Source organism: Streptomyces sp. NPDC051569 (genome assembly GCF_044454085.1).
GTDB lineage: Bacteria > Actinomycetota > Actinomycetes > Streptomycetales > Streptomycetaceae > Streptomyces.
Genome location: NZ_JBITDJ010000005.1, coordinates 314,128 through 337,446, shown reverse-complemented (window position 1 = coordinate 337,446; position 23,319 = coordinate 314,128). Strand labels below are relative to the sequence as shown.

The window sequence follows — 23,319 nt, the reverse complement described above, 5'->3', positions numbered from 1 at the left end:
CGCGGGTGGCGGAACAGGACAGGTGTTTGACCGAAGCTGAGTCAACCACCCCGGTGGCGGCGGACGCTGACGGTCCGTCGGACACCTCGCCCGGCGCGGATTCGGCCGGAGGCGACGGACCGGCGGGACGTTCCGGGATGGAGGGAACGGCCCGGGGGAACGTCCCGGAGGCGCCGGGAGATGCGCTCGCGCACCCGGGCGGTGCGGAGGATCCCGCGCCGGACCGGGTGACGCAGGGTGGCTGCCCGGGCGGGCCGGCGGCGCGTGAGGCGAACGCGGCGGGAGCGGACGGCGCGGTCGCGTCGCGGGGGGATGTCGAGAGCGTGGGCGGGCCGGCGGTGCGCGCTACGGGCACGGGGACGGACGCGGAGACGGACGCGGGGACGGACGCGGAGGAATCCCGTTCCGCGGACCCGGGGCCCGCAGGCGCTTCACCGGCCGCCTCGCCGGGCCTCACGGAGGCGGCGGGCGGACCGGGCGCGGAGAGCCCCGGCGCGGCCCCCCCGCAGCGGCCCGCGGCCGCCCCCCGCCGGCCCCGGTTCGTCTCCCACGGGCCGTTCTACGGGCGGGAGCGAGAGCTGAAGGCGCTGCGCGCCGACATCGAGCGCGCCGGGCTCAACACGATCTCCGGGCGCAAGGAGCCCCGCGCGCGGGTTCTGCTCGTCGCCGGGCGTCCCGGGGCCGGGCGCAGCGCACTCGCCGAGGAGCTGGCCCGGCAGTTGCGCGGCGGCTATCCGGACGGAGTCGTACGGGCCGGGCTCACGGAGGCGGGCGGCGAGCCCGTGCCCACCGAGCGGACCGCCCGCGAGATCCTCGGCGCCTTCGACATCGCCACGCCGCCCGGCGCCGGGGAGGACGAGCTGTCCGAGATGGTGCGCGAGACGCTCTCCACGCGGCGGGTCCTGCTGCTCCTCGACGACGCCGTGGACGCCGAACAGGTCGACCCCCTGGTGCCCGACAATCCCGGCTGCCTGGTGGTCGCGGTCGCGCGGGGCCCGCTCACCGGCATTCCCGACGTCCGGCCCTGCACCCTCGGCGGCATGGACGCGAAGGCCGCCATCGAACTCCTGACCGGATTCACCGGCGCCGTACGGATCACCGTCGACCCGCAGGCCGCCGAGTCCCTCGCCGAGGAGTGCGGCGGCCAGCCCGCCGCGCTCGTCCTGGCCGGCGGCTGGCTCGCGGCCCGGCCCACCGCCTCCGTCGCCGACATGGCCAAGCGGCTGCGCTCCCTCCCGCACGACGGCGGCTGGCCCAGGGGCGACCGGCCGCTCGCCCGTGTCTTCCGGCTGGTGTACGAGAGCCTGTCCGCGCCCACCGCCCGGATGCTGCGTCTGCTCGCCCTCGCACCCGCCGGTCTCGCCGACCCGCACACCGCCTCCGCGCTGGCCGGCTGCTCGGTGTCGGCCGCCAGGGCGGCGCTCGACGGGTTCACCGCCCTGGGGCTGCTGCGGGCGGCCGGCGACCGGGGCGCGGCCGGCGACCGGGGCGCGGCCGGCGACCGGGGCGCGGCCGGCGACCGGGGCGCGGCCGGCCGGGCGGGGGACGACCAGGCCGATCATGACCAGTACGTGGTGCCGGGCTGTCTGGTCCTGCTGCTGCACGGCCTCCTCGCCGAGGAGGACCGGCCCGCCGAGGTCCAGCTGGCCCGTGCGCGGATGCTGGAGCGGACCGTACGGCTGCTCCAGTCCTGCTGGGCCGTCACCGAGCCCGAAGGTTCCCCGGGCCGCAAACGGCTCGCCGCGCTGCCCCCGGCGCTGCGCTTCCCTAACGCCCCGGCGGCCGCCGAGTGGCTGCGGACCCGGCAGCCCGCCCTGCTGGCGTCCGCGCGGCTCGCGGTCGCCGACGGTGACCTGGACACCCTGGCCCGCCGGCTGATGGCAGCGCTGGTCAGGTCGCTGGCCGCGCACCGGGGCACCGAGGCCGCGGCACCCGAGCTGTACGGGCTCCACCAGCTGGTCCTCGATATCGCCGAGCGGCGTGAGCTGCACCGCGAGCAGGCCGCCGCGCTGCTGAACATCGGTGACCTGGACGCCAGGACCGGACGTACCCAGGAAGCGATCGGCCGCTACCGCGCCGCCCTGGACGCGGGCCGGATCGCGAACGACCTCTACGCGACCGGCCGCGCCATGGAGTCCGTGGGCGGCGCCTACCAGGACCTGGAGGACTGGCAGCGGGCCGCCGACTGGTACGGGCGTGCGCTCGCGCAGCGACTGAGCCGGGGCGAGCGGGCCGACGAGGCCAGGCTGTACGGCCGCCTCGGCACCGTCCACACGTACGCCGGCCGGTACGGCGAGGCGCTGCGCGACTGGCGGGCGGCCGCCGCCGGCTACCGCCGCCTGCGCGATCTGCCCGCTCACGCGCGGGCGCTGAGCGAGGCGGCCAGGGTCCAGGAGTACGCGGGCCGCCCGCACGAGTCGCTGCGCACCTGTGAGGAGGCCGTGGAGTGGGCCCGTCTGGCCGGGGACGAACGGCTGCAGGCGGCGCTGCGGCTCCGGCTGGCGGACACCCTGGACCGGCTCGGCGACCCGACGGCGGCCAAACTGCACCGGGCCGCAGCCGATCAACTCCTGGCAACGGAAGGATCTACCTACGAAATCCGTAGCGCTTCCACTGAGGATTAATGCTTTGCAAGGCTAGACAGCTGGAAATCCTTCATTAGACTGGCTTCGCCGCACCCCCTCGCGGCGTCTTCCCGTGCGCCCAGTATGCCCGGGTATGAATGGGATCTCCCCGAATCCCCTGAGCCAAGGACCGTGATCTGCCGTGTTGGTCGGTATCCCCCGTGAGGTCAAGAACAACGAGTTCCGGGTGGCCATCACCCCGGCCGGTGTGCACGAGCTGGTCCGCCAGGGTCATCAGGTCGTCGTCGAGCGCGACGCCGGTCTCGGCTCCTCCATCACGGACGACGAGTACCTCGCCGCCGGTGCGCGGATCCTGCCCACCGCCGACGAGGTCTGGGCCGCCGCCGACCTGCTGCTGAAGGTCAAGGAGCCCATCGCCGAGGAGTACCACCGGCTGCGCAAGGGCCAGACCCTCTTCACGTACCTGCACCTCGCCGCGTCCCGCGCGTGCACGGACGCCCTGCTGGACTCCGGTACCACCGCCATCGCGTACGAGACCGTCGAGACCGCGAGCCGCGCCCTGCCGCTGCTCGCCCCGATGTCCGAGGTCGCGGGCCGGCTGGCCCCGCAGGTCGGCGCCTACCACCTGATGCGCTCGGCCGGTGGCCGCGGCGTCCTGCCGGGCGGCGTCCCGGGTACGGCGGCCGGCAAGGCCGTCGTCATCGGCGGCGGCGTCTCCGGCTGGAACGCCACGCAGATCGCCGTCGGCATGGGCTTCCACGTGACCCTGCTCGACCGGGACATCAACAAGCTGCGCGAGGCCGACAAGGTCTTCGGCACCAAGGTCCAGACCATCGTCTCCAACTCCTTCGAACTGGAGAAGGCGGTCGTCGAGGCCGACCTCGTCATCGGAGCCGTTCTCATCCCCGGCGCGAAGGCGCCGAAGCTGGTCACCAACGAGCTCGTCGCCAAGATGAAGCCCGGAAGTGTACTTGTCGACATTGCAATCGATCAGGGCGGCTGCTTCGAGGACTCACACCCGACGACGCACGCCGAGCCGACCTTCCAGGTGCACGACTCGGTCTTCTACTGCGTCGCCAACATGCCGGGCGCGGTGCCGAACACCTCCACGTACGCGCTGACCAACGCCACGCTGCCGTACATCGTGGAGCTCGCGAACCGTGGCTGGGTCGAGGCGCTGCGCCGCGACCCGGCGCTCGCCAAGGGGCTCAACACCCATGATGGCCAGGTCGTTTACCGTGAGGTCGCCGAGGCGCACGGTCTCGACCACGTCGAACTGAGCGCGCTGCTGGGCTGATCCGCCCCGGTGCGTCAACCCGTACCGTCAACATCGCGCCAACGGCCGGATCTTGCCTCGCGAGGTCCGGCCGTCGGCGTGTCCGGACGCCGGCGAACGCCCGGTCAACTCACGGCGAACGTCGTGCTTTCAACCGATTCGCGACCCCGTGAAACAGGCGGCCCATGCTGTGGTGAGAGGCTTGTGCGCCCTTGACACAGGGGTGTTCGGCCGCCGACACATCGGGCCGGGTCCGGCGGATTGTGTTGCTGCGAAGGTGTGACACGCCATAGAGTCGCCAACCGTCGGCATAGTGCCACGCTGACCTATCGATAAAGTTTCCTGGTCACGTCCAAGGAGGTAAGACGACTTGTGAATGAGTCGACATTTACTCCCGGGGGTGGTCAACCAGGAATGCCTGCGCGGGGCCAGAGCCCGTCGTCCGGGCTCGAGGCTGTCGGCTCCGTCGCTGTCCGCACCTTCGCCACGCATCAGCACCTGACGACAGCCCACCAGATGATGGACGGCCAACACGTGAACGCCATGGCCGGCAACGAGGGTGGCCGAGAGTCCACTCCCTTCGCCGACTACGACGAAGTGCCCGAGGGGCACTTCTACGACCCCGACGCCGAGTACGAGCCCGACCCCGAGTACGCGGCCACCCTGGCCCCGGACGCCGCCCGCCAGCGCCGCGAGCGGATCGGCCCGACCGGGCGCCCCCTCCCGTACTTCCCGATCCCGGGCCCGCTGACCGACCACGGCCCCGCGAAGATCATCGCGATGTGCAACCAGAAGGGCGGCGTCGGCAAGACCACGTCGACCATCAACCTGGGTGCCGCGCTCGCGGAGTACGGCCGGCGGGTGCTCCTCGTCGACTTCGACCCGCAGGGAGCCCTGTCGGTCGGTCTCGGCGTCAATCCGATGGAGCTGGACCTCACCGTCTACAACCTGCTCATGGAGCGGGGCATGGCGGCCGACGAGGTCCTCCTGAAGACCGCCGTGCCCAACATGGACCTCCTGCCGAGCAATATCGACCTCTCGGCGGCGGAGGTGCAGCTGGTCAGTGAGGTCGCGCGCGAGTCCACCCTCCAGCGGGCGCTGAAGCCGCTGCTGCAGGACTACGACTACATCGTGATCGACTGTCAGCCGTCCCTCGGTCTGCTGACCGTGAACGCGCTGACCGCCGCGCACAAGGTGATCGTGCCGCTGGAGTGCGAGTTCTTCGCACTGCGCGGGGTGGCCCTGCTGACGGAGACGATCGAGAAGGTCCAGGAGCGGCTCAACCCGGACCTGGAGCTCGACGGCATCCTCGCGACGATGTACGACTCCCGCACGGTGCACAGCCGTGAGGTCCTCGCGCGCGTCGTCGAAGCCTTCGACGATCACGTCTACCACACGGTGATCGGGCGGACCGTGCGCTTCCCGGAGACCACGGTCGCCGGAGAGCCGATCACCACGTACGCCTCGAACTCCGTCGGTGCGGCCGCCTACCGCCAGCTCGCCAGGGAGGTGCTCGCCCGGTGTCACGCCGAGTGAGTCTGCCCGGGGCCGACGAGCTGTTCCGTACGACCGGCGGCATGGCGCTGCAGTCCTCCTCGCCCGCCGACCGGCGCAGGAACGCGAACGGCGAGCCGAGGGTGCCGGCGCCGGCCGGGGAGAGCGGTGCGGCCGGCGAGCGGCCGGCCGGCCCTTCCGGGGCCTCTCCCGGCCCGCCGGCCGCCGCCGCGGCGGAGGAGCACTCCGCCGCGCCCGCGGACTCCTCGGGGGCGCCCCGCAGCCGTACCGCCGACGCGGAGCAGGCGGCCGCCGCCGTGAAGGGGCGTCGGCCGCAGGAGGCCGGCTCTCCCGGTGCGCAGGCCGCCGCCCAGCAGGGCGGCCAGCAGCGCCGCCGGGGGCGCGGCGCGAACCGCCGCCCCAGCGGGCGCGAACGCCACGACGAGAAGATCACGGTCTATGTCTCGGCCGAGGAACTGATGGACCTCGAACACGCGCGGCTGGTCCTGCGCGGTGAGCACGGACTGGCCGTCGACCGGGGCCGGATCGTCCGTGAGGCGGTCGCCGTGGTCCTCGCGGACCTCGAATCACGCGGCGACGCGAGCATCCTCGTACGACGCCTGCGCGGGCGCTGACGGTAGCCTGCGCGGGCAGCCTCCCGGCTGCTCAGCCCCTGAGTCTCCCGGCTCCCGCCCCCAGGACCGCCATGCCCCCGCCCCCCGACCCCGCCCGGCCGGCCCGCCGCTCGCTGGGCCCCGGCCCGGGAGCGCGGAGGCAGGCGCCGCACGGGCCGGAGGCGCCGGGTCCCCGGGGCGCGCCGGAGCGCGCGCCCGGCGAGGTGCCGGAGCGGCCGCCGGCCGAGGAGCCCGAGGCCGGGTCCGACCCGGAGCCCGTGCCGACCGAGGAGGCCGCGCCCGAGGTCGTGCCCACGCCCGCGTCCCCGCCGGCCGCCGCCCCCGTAGCGGACGGCCGCTTCACTGTGCGGCTGGTGAATTTCGAGGGACCGTTCGACCTGCTGCTCCAGCTCATCGCGAAGCACACCATGGATGTGACCGAGGTCGCACTCTCCAGGGTCACCGACGAGTTCATGGCGCACATCCGGGCCATGGGGCCGGACGGGGACCTGGACCAGACCACCGAGTTCCTGGTGGTCGCGGCGACGCTGCTGGACCTCAAGGCCGCCCGGCTGCTGCCCACCGCCGAGGTGGAGGACGAGGCGGATCTCGCGCTGCTCGAAGCGCGGGACCTGCTCTTCGCGCGCCTCCTCCAGTACCGCGCGTACAAACAGGTCGCGGAGATCTTCGGCGGGCGCCTCGACGCCGAGGCCCGCCGCTACCCCCGCAGCGTCGGGCTGGAGCCCCACCTCGCCGCACTGCTGCCCGAGGTCGTGATCAGCATCGGGCCCGAAGGGTTCGCCCGGCTCGCCGTGAAGGCGATGCGGCCGAAGCCGAAGCCGCAGGTGTACGTCGACCACATCCACGCACCTCTCGTGTCCGTACGGGAACAGGCGGAGATCGTCGTCGCGCGGCTGCGGGAGCGCGGCGAGGTCAGCTTCCGGTCGCTGGCCGAGGACGCGGCGGACACCCTGACCGTCGTGGCGCGCTTCCTGGCGCTGCTGGAGCTCTACCGCGAGCGGGCCGTCACCCTGGACCAGGAAGAGGCCCTCGGCGAGCTGATGGTCCGCTGGACGGGCGGTGACGGGGCCGTGGAGCCGACCGTGACGGACGAATTCGACCGGGTCCCCGGGACGAGCGAGGAGAAGGCGTGAGCGAGCGGCACCGCGCTGCGGGAACGGGCGCTGCGGGAACGGGTGACCGTACGGTCACGGAGCTGGACCTCAAGCCCGCCCTGGAGGCGGTCCTCATGATCGTGGACGAGCCCGCCACCGAGGAACACCTCGCCAGGGTCCTCGACCGCCCCCGCCGGGCGGTCGCCGACGCGCTGCGGGAACTGGCCGACGAATACACCGTCCAGCGCCGCGGCTTCGAGCTGCGGCTGATCGCCGGCGGCTGGCGGTTCTCCTCGCGCGCGGAGTACGCGGAGGCCGTCGAGGGCTTCGTGCTCGACGGCCGGCAGGCCCGGCTGACCCAGGCCGCTCTGGAGACCCTCGCGGTCGTCGCGTACCGCGGGCCCGTGAGCCGTTCGCGGGTCTCCGCCGTGCGCGGAGTGAACTGTGACGGGGTCATGCGGACCCTCCTTCAGCGCGGACTGATCGAGGAGGCGGGCGCGGAACCTGAAACAGGTGCGATCCTGTACAGGACGACGAACTACTTTCTGGAGCGGATGGGCCTGCGAGGTCTGGACGAGCTACCGGAACTCGCGCCCTTCCTCCCCGAGGCGGACGCGATCGAGGCCGAGACCCTGGAAGGTGTTCCGTCGTTCGATCCGGACGCACCGGACACCGACGCAGACGACAAGACGGAAATTTGATGCGAAGCAGCGGCAGGAACAGCGGAAGCGGCAACCGGAGCGGCGGGAGCGGTAACGGACGCAGCGGTGGTACCGGTGGGAACCGGGACTACCGAGGCGCCGGTGACGGGCGCGACGCACGGGACGGGCGTGACGCGCGCGACGAGCAGCCGAAGCGGCCCTCCCGCCCCCGTCCCGAGGAGCGCCGTTACGACGTCGGCCGCACGGGTCCCACCGGCGGCGCCGGCGCGTCCGGCGCCCCCCGCGGCCGCTCCTCCGGCGACGGTGACCGCCAGGGCGGCGGCGCCCGTGGCGCGGCGGCCCGTGGCGGCGCCAAGGGCGGCCCGAAGCCCTCGCAGAGCGCGGGCGGCCGTGGCGGTGGCCCGCGCCGCTTCGGCAGCACCCCCTCCCGCCCGCGCGAGCTGGACGCCAAGATCGAGCAGCGGAACCGCGACCGGTACGCCGACAAGCCCTCGGTCCAGACCCCCAGGACCAACCCGGGCGCCGAGCAGGAGGGCGAGCGTCTGCAGAAGATCCTCGCCCGCGCCGGCATGGGCTCGCGCCGCGCCTGCGAGGAGCTGATCGAGCAGGCCCGCGTCGAGGTCAACGGCGAGATCGTCCTCGAACAGGGCATGCGCGTCGACCCCCACAAGGACGAGATCAAGGTCGACGGGCTCACCGTCGCCACGCAGTCGCACCTCTTCTTCGCGCTGAACAAGCCGGCCGGTGTCGTCTCCACGATGGGGGACCCCGACGGCCGCCAGAACCTCGGTGACTACGTCACCAACCGCGAGAGCCGGCTCTTCCACGTCGGCCGGCTCGACACGGAGACCGAGGGCATCATCCTGCTCACCAACCACGGCGAGCTGGCGCACCGTCTGACCCACCCCAAGTACGGCGTGAAGAAGATCTACCTCGCCGCGATCCAGGGCCCGCTCCCGCGCGATCTCGGCAAGCGGCTCAAGGACGGCATCCAGCTGGAGGACGGCTACGCCAAGGCCGACCACTTCCGCGTCGTCGAGAACACCGGCAAGAACTACCTGGTCGAGGTCACCCTCCACGAGGGCCGCAAGCACATCGTCCGCCGGATGCTCGCCGAGGCCGGCTTCCCGGTCGACCGGCTGGTGCGGACGTCGTTCGGCCCGATCCCGCTGGGTGACCAGAAGTCCGGCTGGCTGCGCCGCCTGACCAACACCGAGGTCGGCATGCTGATGAAGGAAGTGGGGCTGTGAACCGCCCCTGACACGGCGGGTGTCCTCTGACACCTCCGGCACGGAAAGAGCCCGCGGCCCCTGGCTGCGGGCTTTTCCCTTGTGGAGCCGGCCCGCTCCCCTTTATAGTCAGGATGACTATTAAGGAGGGGGCGTGAGTCTCGCGGACATCCTCGATCCCTTGCGGCAGCCGCTGGTGACGGTGCTGGACACCCCGGTCAGCTGGACCGAGGTGCTCGGCTTCGGCAGCGGTGCGCTCTGCGTGTGGCTGGTCGCCCGCCAGCACCTCGCCAACTGGCCGATCGGCATCGCCAACAACCTGTTCTTCATCATGCTGTTCCTCCAGGCCGGCCTGTACGCCGACGCGGGGCTACAGGTCGTCTTCATCGCCCTCGCCGGGTACGGCTGGTGGCTCTGGACCCACGGGGGTGGACCGGATTCCGGGGCCCTGCCGGTGCGGCGCACGACGCGCACCGAATGGGCCTGGCTGCTCGCGGCGGGGGCGGTGGGGACATGCGCGCTGACGCTGCTCCTCGGCCGCCTCACCGACTCGACCGTGCCGTTCTGGGACGCGCTCACCACCGCGCTCTCCCTCATGGCGACCTACGGCCAGTGCCGCAAACGGCTGGAGTCGTGGTGGCTGTGGATCGCGGCCGACCTCGTGTACATCCCGCTCTACGCGTACAAGGACCTCTACCTGACCTCGCTGCTCTACGTCGGTTTCCTCGCCCTCTGCCTGGCCGGACTGCGCAACTGGTCCCGGGACCGGGCCGGAGCGCGGGCCGGGCGGCGGCTGGAGACGACCGCCGTACGAGCGATGACGACCACCGCGTGAGCGGCCACGACGACCCCGCAGGCCACGATGACCCCGTAGGCGGTCACGACGACCTCGCAGGTCACGACGACCCCGTAGGCGGTCACGACGACCGCATGAGCGCCTACGACTACGAACACGGCCTGGTTCTCGGCAAGTTCTATCCGCCGCACGCCGGGCACCACCATCTCGTGACGGCCGCGCGCGAGCGCTGCGCGCGCCTGACCGTCCTGGTCTGCGCCTCCTCCGTGGAGTCCGTGCCGCTGGCCGACCGGGTCCGCTGGATGCGCGAGGTCCACCCGGACGTACGGGTGGTGGGCGCCGTCGACGACATCCCGATGGACACCGGCGATCCGGCCGTCTGGGACGCGCACATGGCGGTCTTCCGGGCCGCCGTGCCCGAGCGGGTGGACGCCGTCTTCACCTCGGAGTCGTACGGTGCGGAGCTGGGGCGCAGATTCGGTGCCGCGTCCGTGTGCGTCGACCCGGACCGTACGGCCTTCCCCGTCTCCGGTACGGCCGTACGCGCGGACCCGGCCGGCTGCTGGGACTTCCTGGAGCCGCCCGTGCGCGCGGGCCTCGCCCGCCGGATCGTGGTGCTGGGCGCGGAATCCACCGGTACCACCACCCTGGCGCGGGCGCTCGCCGACCACTACCGCCGGCGCGGCGGGGTCTGGGCCCGCACCCGGTACGTACCGGAGTACGGGCGGGAGTTCAGCGAGCGGAAACTGGCCGCGCTGCGCGCCGAGTGGCCGGGGGCGAGCTGGGAGGACGTCACGCTCACCACCGAGGACTTCCCCGTGATAGCCGAGCGGCAGAACGCGCTGGAGGAAGCGGCGGCCCGGGCCGGTTCGCCCGTGCTCTTCTGCGACACCGACTCCTTCGCCACCACCGTCTGGCACGAGCGGTACGTGGGCGGACGCAACCCGCGCGTCGAGGAGATCGCCGACCTGGCGCCCCATCACCTATGGCTGCTCACCGACCACGAAGGGGTCGCCTTCGAGGACGACGGGCTGCGCGACCAGGAAGAGCTGCGGCCCTGGATGACCGACCGCTTCCGCGCCGAACTCACCCGTACCGGAAGGGAATTCATCCTGCTGAGCGGTGCGCGTGAGGAACGGCTCGACGCCGCCGTCGCCGCCGTGGACGCGGTCCTCGGCCAGGGCTGGGACTTCGCGCCGCCCCTGCCGGAGCGACGGTGAACACCGGGGGGCCGCGCGCCCCGGAGGGCTACGACCCCGCGGCCTTCGAGCCGTTCGCCGTCACCGTCGATCTCGCCGTCTTCACCGTCCGCGAGAGCCGGCTGCACGTCCTGCTCGTCGAACGCGGACAGGAGCCCTATCTGGGCGCCTGGGCGCTGCCCGGCGGCTTCGTCCTGCCCCGGGAGTCGGCGGGACAGGCCGCCCGCCGCGAACTCGCCGAGGAGACCGGCCTGTCGCGGAGCACGGCGACCGCCCTCCACCTGGAACAGCTGCGGACCTACAGCGACCCGGACCGCGACCCGAGAATGCGGGTCGTGTCCGTCGCGTACACCGCGCTCGTACCGGACCTGCCGGAGCCGCGCGGCGGCGGCGACGCGGCTCACGCCCGGTGGATCGAGTACCGGGACCGGGGGCCGCTCGCCTTCGACCACGAGCACATCCTCACCGACGCCTACGACCGCGTCGGCGCCAAGCTCGAATACACCTGTGTGGCCACGGCGTTCTGCCCGCCCGAGTTCACCCTCGGCGAGCTGCAACAGGTGTACGAGACGGTCTGGGGCGTGGAGATCGACCGCCCCAACTTCCGCCGCAAGGTCCTCGCGACCCCCGGCTTCGTCGAGGCCGTGGACGGACCGCCGCGCCGGACGGGCGGACGGGGGAAACCGGCCGCGCTGTACCGCGCGGGCGCCGCCACCGCACTGCACCCACCTCTGCTGCGACCGGAAGGACGGACGTCATGACCACGACGAGAGCCACCAGCAAACGAGCCGCCACGGGCTCCCTGATCGGGCTCGCGCTCGGCGACGCCCTCGGCTTTCCGACCGAGTTCAACGACGTGCCGTCCATCCTCGCGAAGTGCGGCCCGTGGCGCGAGATGCCGCTGCCGAGGCCCGCGATCGTCACCGACGACACGCAGATGACCCTCGCCCTCGGCCGGGGCATACGGACCGCGATGGACCGGGGCGCGCTCGCCCCGCTCCGTCTGGAGCGGCCGGTGCGCGAGGAGTTCGTCAGCTGGTACCACTCCCCGGACAACAACCGCGCCCCCGGCCGTACCTGCCTGGTCGCCTGCCGGCTCCTCGACAGCGACCGGCCCTGGCAGCGGGCGAGCCAGACCGCGTCCAAGGGCTGCGGCGCCAACATGCGGGTCGCGCCCCTCGGACTCGTCCCGGGCCTCAGCGCCGAACAGCGGTCGGGAGCGGCCCAGTTGCAGTCGGCCCTCACTCACGGACACCCGACGGCCCTGGCCGCCTCCGACCTCACGGCGCACGCCGTGCACCTGCTGGCGGAGGGCGCCGAACCGCTCGGCCTGGTGGGCCGGCTGCGCTCGTACGCGTACGAGAACCGCACCCGCTACCACCACCACTGGCTCGGCGACCTCTGGACAGGCGACCACGACCCCACCCCCGGGCACTTCATCGCGCGCGGCTGGGACGAGTGCCTGCGAGCACTGGACCGCCTCCAGGACGCCCTGCGTACCCCCTCACCGGAGACCGACCCGTGCCTGGCGACGGGCGACGGCTGGATCGCCGAGGAGGCCCTGGCCACCGGCCTGCTCTGCTTCCTGCTCTTCCCCGAAGACCCCCTCACGGCCCTGCGCCGGGCAGCCTGCACCCGGGGCGACTCGGACTCCATCGCCTGCCTGACGGGCGCGTTCGCGGGCGCCCACCTCGGCGCGAGCGCCTGGCCCGGGGAATGGGCCGAGCGGATCGAATACCGGAGCGACCTGCTGTCGCTGGGAGCGCTCTGGGACGCTTGATCCATGCACACGGACGACAGCACCTCCGCAACCCGCCTCCACAGGGCCGGGCTGCCGGTCACCGACTTCAGCCAGGTCCTCACGGAAGGGACCGATCCGCTGCTCTTCGCCACCGTCTCGGGGGCGCATCTGTACGGATTCCCCTCCCGTGACTCGGATGTCGATCTCCGGGGGGTCCATCTGCGCCGGTCGACGCGCTGATCGGGCTGCACGAGCCGGACGAGACGCGGACATGGATGGGGGACCGGGGCGGTGTGGAGTTGGACCTCGTCACGCACGACCTGCGCAAGTTCGTCCGGCTGATGCTGCGGCGCAACGGCTATGTGCTGGAGCAGTTGCTCTCACCGCTGATCGTCCGCACCACCGACGCCCACCAGGAACTGACGGCGCTCGCCCCCGCCACGCTGACCAGCCATCACGCCCACCACTACCAGGGGTTCGCGGCCACCCAGTGGCGGCTCTTCGAGAAGACCGGGGAACTCAAGCCCCTGCTCTACACCTTCCGCGCCCTGCTCACCGGCATCCAGCTGACGCGTGGCGGCGGAATACAGGCGCATCTGCCCACCTTGCTGGCGGACGTGGACGCGCCGGACTACCTGCCGGAGCTGATCACGGCGAAGGCCGACGCCGAGCACGGCCGGGCCGAGGGCCCCGGACAGGACCGGCTGGAGCGGGACATCGGGGCGCTGCGCACGGCGCTCGACGAGGCGCGGTCGGCCTCGGCGCTACCCGGCACGCCCACCGGGTACGACGAACTCCACGCGCTCGTCGTCCGCACCCGGCTCCAGGGCTGAGGCGCGGCGGGCGCGGATCAGGAAGTCCTCCACGCGGGCGTGGTCCGGTTCGGGTGGGAGCGGGGAGTGGCGGGCCGCCTCGTCGGCCTCGGCGGTGAGGCGGGTCATGCGGCGTTCGACCTCGGCCCAGGGGACTTCACCGCGCTTGACCGCCAGCAGGGGCTCCCGGTCGTCGCCGACATCGATGGCCAAGTGGCCCGTACGCAGCAGATCACGGCAGGAGGCGAGCATCCGGAGCAGATGCATGGCGTGCTTCCAGCGCGGGGCGCCGTACTGGCGCACGTCCGCCTCCAGCTTCTTGCGCTGACTCTCGGCGTACCGGACGAAGGTCTCGTGCGCCTGGCGGGACAGGAACGCGTCGCGCAGCGAGAGCAGTTCCCGGCCGGTGCCGTCGATCTGCTCGACGAGTGGGGAGTGCAGGCACTCCAGCACGTTGGGATTGGTACGCAGAGCGAGGGAGCAGAAGCGTTCCAGCTCCCAGGAGAACTGCTCGGGAGCCGGACCCTCGATGTGCGTCGGCGGCTTCTCGAAGCGCCAGAACAGCGCGGTCGGGGCGAGGAAGACACCACGGCGGTCGGTATCGCTGCCGTCCGTCGCCAGCCCGAAGGCGCGCGACCCCATCACGCACGCGTAGACGGTGTGGTCACGGACGAGGGCCTCGGTCGGCGTCATGCGCGAGAGGCTACGGGAAGAGGACCGACCCCCCGGACACCGTGATCTTCTCCGCCGGCCGGCCCGCTCCCCCTGGCCCGCAGCTGGGGTCCGCACGTGAGGTCCGCCGGGTGGCGCGGCGGCTTCCTCCGGCTGACTACGCTGAACCGAGCACTCGATCACTGAGGAGACTGGGGAGAACGCCGTGGCGGTACGAGCGGTCCGTGGAGCCGTCCAACTGGAGCGGGACGAAGCCGGGCACATGGACGACCAGGTCAGGCAGCTCCTCACCGCGATCCTGGAGCGCAACGACCTCACCCCGGACGATCTGATCAGCATCTGGTTCACGGCCACGCCCGATCTGCACAGCGACTTCCCGGCCGCCGCCGCCCGGGGCCTCGGTATCGTGGACGTCCCGCTGATCTGCGCCCAGGAACTGGACATCACCGGCGCTCTGCCCCGGGTCGTCCGCATCCTCGCCCATGTCGAGTCCGACCTTCCCAAATCCAGGATCGCGCACGTCTACCTCGGCGCCGCGGCCGCCCTCCGCAAGGACGTCGCCCAGTGAGAACCGCCCTCGTCGTAGGAACAGGCCTGATCGGCACCTCGGCGGCGCTGGCCCTGGCCGGCCGGGGGGTCACCGTCCATCTCAGCGACCACGACCCCTCCCGCGCCCAGACCGCCGCCGCGCTCGGCGCGGGTACGGACGCGGCGCCGGACGGGCCCGTCGACCTCGCGATCATCGCCGTACCGCCCACGCACGTCGCCGCCACCCTCGCCGCCGCGATGCGGGACGGAGTGGCCCGCGGCTACCTGGACGTGGCCAGCGTCAAGGGTGGCCCCCGGCGCGAGCTGGAGGAGCTCGGCCTCGATCTCGCCCCGTACATCGGCACGCACCCGATGGCCGGCAAGGAGAGCTCGGGACCGCTGGCCGGGACCGCCGACCTCTTCGACGGGCGCCCCTGGGTGCTGACCCCCACCCGGGACACCGATACCGAGGTGCTCAACCTGGCCCTGGAACTGGTCGCGCTCTGCCGCGCCGTGCCGGTGGTCATGGACGCGGACGCGCACGACCGGGCGGTCGCCCTGGTCTCGCACACCCCGCAGCTGATCTCGTCGATGGTCGCGGCGCGGCTGGAGGACGCGGACGAGACAGCGGTACGGCTCTGCGGCCAGGGCATCCGCGATGTGACCCGCATCGCGGCCTCCGACCCCCGGATGTGGGTCGAGATCCTCTCCGCCAACCCCGGCCCGGTCGCCGACGTCCTGGCCGGGGTCGCCGCCGATCTCGGCGAGACGGTCCAGGCGCTGCGCGCCCTCCAGTCCGGCGACGAGGAGAAGCGGCGCGGCGGCGCGGCCGGTATCGAGGACGTCCTGCGGCGCGGCAACGCGGGCCGGGTGCGGGTGCCGGGCAAGCACGGCGCGGGCCCGGCCACCTACGAGATCGTCGCGGTCCTCATCAGCGACCAGCCGGGCGAACTGGCCCGTATCTTCGCGGATGCCGGGCGCACCGGCGTCAACGTGGAAGACGTGCGGATCGAACACGCGACCGGGCAGCAGGCGGGCCTGGCCCAGCTGATGGTGGAGCCGGCGGCCGCTCCGGTGCTCAGCGCCGCCCTGCGCGAACGAGGCTGGTCCATCCGCCGTTAGGCGCCTCCGGGCCGTGCGGAAGGCGCCTCCGGGCCGTGCGGAAGGCGCGTCCGGGCCGTGCGGGAAGGCGCGTCCGGGCCGTGCGGGAAGGCGGGGCGGGGGTATACGCAGGGAAGCGTCCCGCCGAACGGGTGCATTCGCGCCCCTGAGTACTCGGTAACCTTGTGCCAGGGCGTATCGGCGCCCTGGCACATCCACCCCGTGAACCAGGAAGGTGTCCGCCTCCGTGGAAACCGCCGCAAACGCCGCCCGGACCGCTCCGGCCGCAGTGATCGTCGCCATCGACGGGCCCTCCGGCACGGGCAAGTCGAGCACGTCCAAGGCTGTGGCCGCCCGGCTCGGACTGAGTTACCTGGACACCGGCGCGCAGTACCGCGCGATGACGTGGTGGATGATCAGCAACGGCGTCGACGTACGGGACGGCGCCGCCGTCGCGACCGCCGCGACCAAGCCCGTCATCATCTCGGGCACCGACCCGGCCGCCCCCACGATCACGGTCGACGGGGTGGACGCGGCGGGCCCGATCCGCACCCAGGAGGTCACCTCCCAGGTCAGCGCGGTCAGCGCGGTGCCCGAGGTGCGGACGATCGTCACGGAACTGCAGCGCTCCATCGCCGCGGCGGCCGAGCGGGGCATCGTGGTCGAGGGCCGCGACATCGGCACGACGGTCCTGCCGGACGCCGACCTCAAGATCTTCCTCACCGCCTCCCCGGAGGCGCGCGCCGCTCGCCGCAGCGGTGAGCTGACCGGCAGGGAGGCGACCGACGTCGCCGCCACCCGGGAGGCCCTGATCAAGCGGGACGCGGCCGACTCCAGCCGCAAGACGTCCCCGCTCGCGAAGGCCGACGACGCCGTCGAGGTGGACACCTCCGACCTCACACTGGAGCAGGTCATCGAGTGCGTCGTCACCCTGGTCGAGGAGAAGCGGGCCGCCAGGTGACCGCACCGTCGGGAAAGGGCGCCGCCGTCGGACGGGGCATCGGCATCGGCCTGATGTACGGGCTCTGGAAGCCACGGGTGCTGGGCGCCTGGCGGGTCCCGGGGAGCGGCCCCGCCATCCTCGCCGTCAACCACTCGCACAACATAGACGGTCCGATGCTGATGGGCACCGGGCCCCGGCCGGTGCACTTCCTGATCAAGAAGGAAGCGTTCATCGGACCGCTGGACCCCTTCCTGCGGGGGATCGGGCAGCTGAAGGTGGACCGTACGGCCGCCGACCGCGCCGCGATCACCGACGCGCTCGGGGTGCTCCAGGACGGCGGGGTGCTGGGGATCTTTCCCGAGGGCACCCGGGGCGAAGGCGATTTCGCGTCACTGCGTGCCGGTCTCGCATACTTCGCTGTACGGAGCGGGGCACCGATCGTCCCGGTCGCGGTGCTGGGAAGCGCCGAGAGCAGAGGACGGTTGATACCGGCGCTGCCCGCACTGCGCAGCCGCGTGGACGTCGTCTTCGGCGACGCCTTCGAGGCGGGCGACGGAAGCGGGCGGCGTACCCGTAGGACGCTGGACGACGCCACCGTCCGGATCCAGGAGCGGCTGACCGCCCACCTGGAGAACGCCAGGCGCCTCACCGGGCGCTAGGCATGATTTGACTTGAGTAGTGGGCCGCGAGCCGTGGCCCACCGATCACGATGAACGAGGTACGGACTTCATGAACGACCAGATCGACTCCGGCGACGAGCACGGAGAGCTTGGCGATGCCGAGTACGCGGAGTTCATGGAGCTTGCCGCGCAGGAGGGCTTCGAGGCCGAGGAGATCGAGGGCGCGATCGGTGAGGCCGGTCACGGCCCGCTGCCCGTCCTCGCCGTCGTCGGCCGCCCGAATGTCGGCAAATCGACCCTCGTGAACCGCATCATCGGCCGCCGTGAGGCGGTCGTCGAGGACAAGCCGGGCGTCACCCGTGACCGTGTGACGTACGAGGCGGAGTGGGCGGGCCGCCGCTTCAAGGTCGTCGACACCGGCGGCTGGGAGCAGGACGTACTGGGCATCGACGCCTCCGTCGCCGCCCAGGCCGAGTACGCGATCGAAGCCTCCGACGCGGTGGTCTTCGTCGTGGACTCCACGGTCGGCGCGACCGACACCGACGAGGCCGTGGTGCGGCTGCTGCGCAAGGCCGGCAAGCCGGTCGTGCTCTGCGCCAACAAGGTCGACGGACAGAGCGGCGAAGCGGACGCGACGGCCCTCTGGTCGCTCGGCCTCGGCGAGCCCCACCCGGTCTCCTCCCTGCACGGCCGTGGCACCGGCGACATGCTCGACGCGGTGCTCGAAGCCCTGCCCGACGCCCCCGCGCAGACCTTCGGCACCGCCATCGGCGGCCCCCGCCGCATCGCGCTCATCGGCCGCCCGAACGTCGGCAAGTCGTCCCTGCTGAACAAGGTCGCCGGCGAGGAGCGCGTCGTCGTCAACGAGATCGCGGGCACCACCCGCGACCCGGTCGACGAGCTGATCGAGCTCGGGGGCACGGTCTGGAAGTTCATCGACACGGCGGGCATCCGCCGCCGGGTCCACCTCCAGGAAGGCGCGGACTACTACGCGTCGCTTCGCACCGCGGCCGCCGTCGAGAAGGCCGAGGTCGCGGTCATCCTGATCGACACGAGCGAGTCCATCAGCGTCCAGGACCAGCGGATCATCACGATGGCCGTCGAGGCGGGCCGCGCCCTGGTGATCGCGTACAACAAGTGGGACACCCTCGACGAAGAGCGCCGCTACTACCTGGAGCGCGAGATCGAGACCGAGCTGGCCCAGATCGCCTGGGCGCCGCGGGTGAACGTCTCCGCGCGCACCGGCCGGCACATGGAGCGGCTGGTCCCGGCGATCGAGACGGCGCTGGCGGGCTGGGAGACCCGGGTCCCGACCGGACGGCTCAACGCGTTCCTCGGCGAGCTGGTCGCCGCCCACCCGCACCCGATCCGGGGCGGCAAGCAGCCGCGCATCCTGTTCGGTACGCAGGCGGGCACGAAGCCGCCGCGCTTCGTACTCTTCGCCTCGGGCTTCATCGAGGCCGGCTACCGGCGCTTCGTGGAGCGCCGGCTGCGCGAGGAGTTCGGCTTCGAGGGCACCCCGATCCACATCTCCGTGCGGGTGCGTGAGAAGCGCGGCCGCAAGAAGTAAACCGCTGCGGACACACGGCGGCAGAGCGGTGGGCCCGGCACGGATGATTCCGTGCCGGGCCCACCGCTTTCGGCTGCCGGGTCCCCGCGCCGCTTCTCCGGCGCGGCCGGCGCGTCAGGCGCCCCGGCGGGGGCCCGGTGGAAGTGCCGGGGGCAGGGCTGCCGGAGCATGGCGCCCGGTGCGCTGCCGGGCGTCCCGCTGCCAGGACCCCGCGTACGGTGTCTGGCCGGACCCGCCGTGACTGCCGCCGTACCCGCCGCGAGCGGCGTGCAGCCCGGTGCCGAAGGCCGTGAAGCCCAGATTCTCCTCGTTGCTCCGGTCGCCGGGCAGTGCCCGGAAGGACCGGCGGAATTCGGAGTAGAGCGCGTCGTAGATCGGCGTTGTCGAGTACCCGTCCGCTACGTCCTGCGCGGGACGCATGGACGGGATCTGACTCTGGAACGACTGGCGGGAAGGGTCGTATGAGTGCACATACGTGCCAACGACCCCGCCCTCCGTCGGATGCGGGCTGTCCAGGTAAATCGCTGCCGACGGCATCCCCGGCATCCCCGGCATCCCCGGCATCCCCGGTATTCCTGGCACTCGGCGGCCGGGGCCCGTGGCCTCGGTCATGTCACGTCCCGGCCAGCGGCATCGCGGCGGCCACCAGCTGTCCGTTGGCCGCCGCCTTCTCCAGGGCGTCGCGCAGCAGATCCTCACGAGGCTGCTGGCCGATGGAACCGACCGGTGCGGCGAACACCAGCACGGTGTGCGAGCGGTTGGCCGCCGCCCGCCAGCCCTCGGTGACCTGGAGCGGCTGATGGGCCTGCCACCAGGCGACCGGGGCGCCGCCGCTGCTGCCGGGCTGCAGCACGGCGTGCAGCTGGCCCATGGCGAGCAGCACCGACCAGCCGGCCAGCGGGACGGGCCGCAGGTGCAGGTCGGACACCGGCTGGAAGCCCTGCTCGACGAGGAGCGGCAGGAATTCGTCGACGGTGCCCCCCGACCCGGGCCGGGCGATCGCGGCGGTCGGTTCGACGACCAGGGCCGGGTGCAGATCGCCCTCGATCAGCACCAGACCGCTGGTGACGCCCAGGACGGCCTGCCCCGGCGCGGCGGCGGGGCCGCCCCCCGCCGCCTGGGGGTCGCCGCCGGTGATGCTCCGGACGGCGCCCTGGAGCTGGTCCTCGGCGACCTGGACGACCTGGGAGGGAATGCAGGTGGCGTGGGCGAAGGCGAGAACGGCGGTTTCCTCACCGACGAACAGCACGGTGCTGGTCCGCTCCTGTTCGGAGTCGCCGGGGGTCCGGCAGGAGGTGCAGTCGTAACTGCCCGGGGAGTTCTCGCCGGCAAGCAGCCGGTCGGCTTCTTCGTCGCCGATCTCGGCGCGTACGTCCTCGCTGACGTCGAGCATGCGCGGCACGGGTGGCTCCTCGAACTCAGTGCGTGGGCCGGGCTGTTCCCGGCTCGTAAAGAAGACAACGGGTGAGCCGTGGGCCGGGTCACGCGTCGAAGGGCACGGAATCGAACCAACCGGCGGGAACGGCGCGCCGTCGGGCGGAGCGATTCCTTCCACGCCAACGCCGCCCGACCACCGCGAAGTTGACGGGGGCCGGTGCGGCACCGATCGGTATACGGACAGGTCGACAAATCGGGAAATCACCGAACCAAAGGGATGGCCGGATCTCGTTGGTCCATTCGGATGTTTCCGTACGCCGACGGTGTCGACTTCCGTGGCGGGGCGGTACCGGGTCGGCGCGCGATCGTACGGATCTGCTCGAAGTCGGCACCATGTGGGTCTTTTCCGCGTCTACCCAGTCGGCCCGGGAAAGGCCGGCGGGGGACTGCCCCGCAGGAGACCACTCGCGGGAGACGTTCGCGAGAGACGGCTCCCGAGAACGGACGACGACACCAGGGGGACCGGGCGACGCATGCACATCTCTTTCCTGCTCCACAACGCGTACGGCATCGGCGGGACGATCCGGACGACGTTCACGCTCGCCGCGACCCTGGCCGAGCAGCACGACGTGGAGATCGTCTCGGTCTTCCGCCACCGCGAGGACCCGGCCCTGGGCGCCCCGGCCGGGGTACGGCTGCGACACCTGGTCGATCTGCGCCGGGGCACCCCCGGTTATGAGGGCGACGACCCGGAGGCCGCGCGCGCCGCCCGGCTCTTCCCGCGCGGGGAAGGCCGCTACCGGCAGTACAGCCGCCTCACCGACGCCCGGATCGACGCCTGTCTGCGCTCCCTGGACGCCGATGTCGTCATCGGCACCCGGCCGGGGCTCAATGTCCATATCGCCCGGCGGGCCTCGCACGGCCAGGTCCGCGTCGGTCAGGAGCACCTCTCGCTCGCCGGTCACGGTGCCCGGCTCCGCCGGGAGATCGCTCACCGCTACCGGTTGCTCCACGCCGTCACCACCGTCACCGAGGCGGACGCGCACGACTACCGCACCCGGCTGCGGCTGCCCGGCGTACGGATCGAAGCGGTGCCCAACAGCGTGCCGGAGCCGGTGGTCGCCCCCGCCGAGGCCACCGGGAAATGGGTCGTCGCCGCGGGCAGGCTCACCCCGGTCAAGCGGTACGACCTGCTGGTGCGGGCCTTCGCCCAGGTCGTGGCGGTCCGCCCCGACTGGCGGCTGCGGATCCACGGCAACGGCGACGCGATGGGCGACGAGAAACAGGCGCTGCGCCGCCTCATCGAGGAACACGAGCTGTACAACCACGTCTTTCTGATGGGGCCCGCCGATCCCCTGGAGGCGGAGTGGGTGAAAGGATCACTCGCCGCCGTCACCTCCAGCCGCGAAGCCTTCGGCATGACCATCGTCGAGGCGATGCGCTGCGGCCTCCCGGTCGTCGCCACCGACTGCCCGTACGGACCCGGCGAGATCATCGAGGACGGGATCGACGGACTGCTCGTGCCGACAGGGGACGTGGACGCGATCGCCGGAGCACTGCTCGGGCTGATCGAGGACGACCCACGACGCCACCGCCTGGGCCAGGCGGCGCTCGCCGCTTCGGCCCGCTTCGACCCGGCACGTATCGCCGCGCGCCACGAGGCGCTCTTCACCGAACTGGCCCGGAGCCCCCGGGGCATGCTGAGCGACAGGCTGGCCCGTGGCGGCAGCGCCGTCCTGGGCGGCGCGTACACCGTGCGCGACAGGGCCGCCGACGCGGTCCGGGCCGCCGAAGTGATCCGAAAGGGCAGAACCGCATGACCAGACCCACCGGACGGCGTGTGCCGCGCGTCGCCGCCGACTGCATCGCCGACTCCGCGGGCGGCATCACCTTCGACATCACGGGCGCCGCCCGCCCGGACGCGGTGCTCGTGCTGCGCAGGCGCGGCGGACCGGGCGAGCGGGGCGCCACCGGTGACGAGGAGGTGCGCCTGCCGCTGACCGGCTCCGGGGGTTCCCGGCTGCGGGCCGTACTGCCCAGCACGGTCGACCTGGCCGAGGGGTACTGGGACATCGGCACGGGAGCCTCCGGGGAACAGCCCGTACGGTCCGGCGTCCGCGATCTGCGGGCCCTCATCGACCGGGTGCCGGGGGCGGGCCGGGTCGCCGCCCGGATCCCGTACCCCACGGCCGACGGCCGGCTGGCCGTCCGCTCCTGGGTCCGCGCGCCGCACGCGGAGGCCGGGACGGTGCGCTGCGAGCCGGGCACGGCGACGGTCGAGGGCGTGCTGTACGGGGCCGAGCTGGGGGAGGGGGCCACGGCGGAGGCGCGGCTGCGCGGCGGCGACCGTACGCACCGGGTCCCGGTCACCGGCCGGGGCGGCGTCTTCGCCTTCACCCTGCCGTACGGTCCGCTGGCCGAGCAGCCGGTCGCGGAGCGCCGGTGGTGGGATCTGTGGCTGCTGCCCGCCCCGGACGCCGCCGGCATCAGGATCTCCCGCATCCTCGACGACATCTGGGACAAGCGGGCGGTCCACGTCTACCCGGAGCACGGGACGGACGGCTGGCGGGCCACCCCCTGCTACACGGGCGACAACGATTTCTCCGTACGGTTCGACCCTGCCCCTGACCCTGTCCCGGCTCCCGTGGGCCACCGGAGCTGATCGATCCCGTCCGGGTGTCCGGGGTCTGCTCCCCCGGACACCCGGTAACCGGACGTGCGGTCAGGCGGCGGATTATGCGGGGGAATCGTGAATTCCCCACCAATCTTTCCTTTTATTCGGAACATCGACGGGCCCGAAGAAGAATAAAATGCGGAACGGAATAATGGTGTGATCCTCGGAAGGCGGGGAATTACGCCGGTCGTGGTGGGGGTGCTCCAAAAGAGTGAAGTCCTCTCCGCCCGGCGGGTGCGGCACGCTGTGGCAGAAGTGTGACGAGTGAACGAGCGGACGAGCAGCGGACAAGAAGTGCCCTGCCCTGTCAT

The 23,319-nt window shown here is 72.5% G+C and carries 21 protein-coding genes and 1 pseudogene; 19 read left to right on the top strand and 3 right to left on the bottom strand.

Going from position 1 to position 23,319, the window contains the following annotated elements; translation table 11 throughout:
- The first annotated feature begins 26 nt into the window (after positions 1-26).
- The 12 genes and pseudogenes from ACIBAE_RS12125 (at position 27) to ACIBAE_RS12070 (ending at position 13,544) form a co-directional block, all read left to right on the top strand.
- A complete protein-coding gene (locus ACIBAE_RS12125; RefSeq protein ID WP_399284252.1) occupies positions 27-2,624 on the top strand; it encodes a tetratricopeptide repeat protein in 2,598 nt (865 codons plus the stop codon).
- A 142-nt stretch (positions 2,625-2,766) separates the two neighbouring features.
- Positions 2,767-3,882, top strand: a complete 1,116-nt coding sequence (gene ald / locus ACIBAE_RS12120) for an alanine dehydrogenase (protein WP_399284251.1) — start codon at positions 2,767-2,769, stop codon at positions 3,880-3,882.
- Between the two features lie 393 nt (positions 3,883-4,275).
- Entirely contained in the window at positions 4,276-5,397 is a 1,122-nt protein-coding gene (locus tag ACIBAE_RS12115; protein ID WP_399284250.1) for a ParA family protein, read from the top strand.
- Positions 5,394-5,990 (top strand): hypothetical protein, encoded by a 597-nt coding sequence (locus ACIBAE_RS12110; RefSeq protein WP_399284286.1) that lies wholly within the window; start codon positions 5,394-5,396, stop codon positions 5,988-5,990. The genes ACIBAE_RS12115 and ACIBAE_RS12110 overlap by 4 nt, the downstream gene beginning before the upstream one ends.
- Before the next feature lie 71 nt (positions 5,991-6,061).
- Positions 6,062-7,123, top strand: coding sequence for a segregation and condensation protein A (locus tag ACIBAE_RS12105; protein ID WP_399284249.1), 1,062 nt, complete (start codon positions 6,062-6,064; stop codon positions 7,121-7,123).
- A 95-nt stretch (positions 7,124-7,218) separates the two neighbouring features.
- Positions 7,219-7,785: an SMC-Scp complex subunit ScpB gene (gene scpB, locus ACIBAE_RS12100; RefSeq protein WP_399284284.1), complete on the top strand. Its 567-nt coding sequence runs from the start codon at positions 7,219-7,221 to the stop codon at positions 7,783-7,785.
- Complete coding sequence (locus tag ACIBAE_RS12095; RefSeq protein WP_399284247.1) at positions 7,785-8,996, top strand: pseudouridine synthase; 1,212 nt, start codon at positions 7,785-7,787, stop codon at positions 8,994-8,996. The genes scpB and ACIBAE_RS12095 overlap by 1 nt, the downstream gene beginning before the upstream one ends.
- 133 nt (positions 8,997-9,129) lie before the next feature.
- Positions 9,130-9,810, top strand: coding sequence for a nicotinamide riboside transporter PnuC (pnuC, locus tag ACIBAE_RS12090; protein WP_399284245.1), 681 nt, complete (start codon positions 9,130-9,132; stop codon positions 9,808-9,810).
- Between the two features lie 95 nt (positions 9,811-9,905).
- The gene (locus ACIBAE_RS12085) at positions 9,906-10,991 is read left to right on the top strand and encodes an AAA family ATPase (protein ID WP_399284282.1); all 1,086 of its coding nucleotides are present in this window, start codon (positions 9,906-9,908) and stop codon (positions 10,989-10,991) included.
- A complete protein-coding gene (locus ACIBAE_RS12080; RefSeq protein WP_399284244.1) occupies positions 10,988-11,731 on the top strand; it encodes an NUDIX hydrolase in 744 nt (247 codons plus the stop codon). Before ACIBAE_RS12085 ends, ACIBAE_RS12080 begins: the two co-directional genes overlap by 4 nt.
- The gene (locus tag ACIBAE_RS12075; RefSeq protein WP_399284242.1) at positions 11,728-12,750 is read left to right on the top strand and encodes an ADP-ribosylglycohydrolase family protein; all 1,023 of its coding nucleotides are present in this window, start codon (positions 11,728-11,730) and stop codon (positions 12,748-12,750) included. The genes ACIBAE_RS12080 and ACIBAE_RS12075 overlap by 4 nt, the downstream gene beginning before the upstream one ends.
- Positions 12,751-12,753: 3 nt before the next feature.
- Positions 12,754-13,544 (top strand): annotated as a pseudogene (locus tag ACIBAE_RS12070) (DNA polymerase beta superfamily protein).
- On the opposite strand, the gene ACIBAE_RS12065 reads toward ACIBAE_RS12070, so the two are convergent.
- A complete protein-coding gene (locus tag ACIBAE_RS12065; RefSeq protein ID WP_399284240.1) occupies positions 13,476-14,216 on the bottom strand; it encodes a DNA polymerase beta superfamily protein in 741 nt (246 codons plus the stop codon). The pseudogene ACIBAE_RS12070 and the gene ACIBAE_RS12065 overlap by 69 nt on opposite strands.
- Positions 14,217-14,400: 184 nt before the next feature.
- Between ACIBAE_RS12065 and aroH the strand changes: the two genes are divergently transcribed.
- The 5 genes from aroH (at position 14,401) to der (ending at position 18,957) form a co-directional block, all read left to right on the top strand.
- Positions 14,401-14,763, top strand: a complete 363-nt coding sequence (gene aroH / locus ACIBAE_RS12060; RefSeq protein WP_399284238.1) for a chorismate mutase — start codon at positions 14,401-14,403, stop codon at positions 14,761-14,763.
- Positions 14,760-15,845 carry a prephenate dehydrogenase gene (locus tag ACIBAE_RS12055; RefSeq protein WP_399284236.1) on the top strand — a complete coding sequence of 362 codons (1,086 nt, stop codon included), beginning with the start codon at positions 14,760-14,762 and terminating at the stop codon, positions 15,843-15,845. Before aroH ends, ACIBAE_RS12055 begins: the two co-directional genes overlap by 4 nt.
- Before the next feature lie 214 nt (positions 15,846-16,059).
- Positions 16,060-16,785, top strand: a complete 726-nt coding sequence (gene cmk, locus ACIBAE_RS12050; protein ID WP_399284234.1) for a (d)CMP kinase — start codon at positions 16,060-16,062, stop codon at positions 16,783-16,785.
- Between the two features lie 53 nt (positions 16,786-16,838).
- Complete coding sequence (locus ACIBAE_RS12045) at positions 16,839-17,426, top strand: lysophospholipid acyltransferase family protein (protein WP_399284280.1); 588 nt, start codon at positions 16,839-16,841, stop codon at positions 17,424-17,426.
- Between the two features lie 70 nt (positions 17,427-17,496).
- Entirely contained in the window at positions 17,497-18,957 is a 1,461-nt protein-coding gene (gene der, locus ACIBAE_RS12040; protein ID WP_399284233.1) for a ribosome biogenesis GTPase Der, read from the top strand.
- Between the two features lie 114 nt (positions 18,958-19,071).
- Here the strand turns inward: der and ACIBAE_RS12035 are convergent, their stop codons facing one another.
- Together ACIBAE_RS12035 and ACIBAE_RS12030 are read right to left on the bottom strand one after the other, a co-directional pair.
- Positions 19,072-19,377 carry a hypothetical protein gene (locus tag ACIBAE_RS12035; protein WP_399284231.1) on the bottom strand — a complete coding sequence of 102 codons (306 nt, stop codon included), beginning with the start codon at positions 19,375-19,377 and terminating at the stop codon, positions 19,072-19,074.
- Positions 19,378-19,570: 193 nt separating this feature from the next.
- Positions 19,571-20,359, bottom strand: a complete 789-nt coding sequence (locus ACIBAE_RS12030; protein ID WP_399284230.1) for a hypothetical protein — start codon at positions 20,357-20,359, stop codon at positions 19,571-19,573.
- Between the two features lie 508 nt (positions 20,360-20,867).
- On the opposite strand from ACIBAE_RS12030, the gene ACIBAE_RS12025 reads away from it, so the two are divergent.
- Positions 20,868-22,154: a glycosyltransferase family 4 protein gene (locus ACIBAE_RS12025; RefSeq protein WP_399284228.1), complete on the top strand. Its 1,287-nt coding sequence runs from the start codon at positions 20,868-20,870 to the stop codon at positions 22,152-22,154.
- Complete coding sequence (locus ACIBAE_RS12020; protein ID WP_399284227.1) at positions 22,151-22,996, top strand: hypothetical protein; 846 nt, start codon at positions 22,151-22,153, stop codon at positions 22,994-22,996. The genes ACIBAE_RS12025 and ACIBAE_RS12020 overlap by 4 nt, the downstream gene beginning before the upstream one ends.
- Positions 22,997-23,319: the final 323 nt, after the last annotated feature.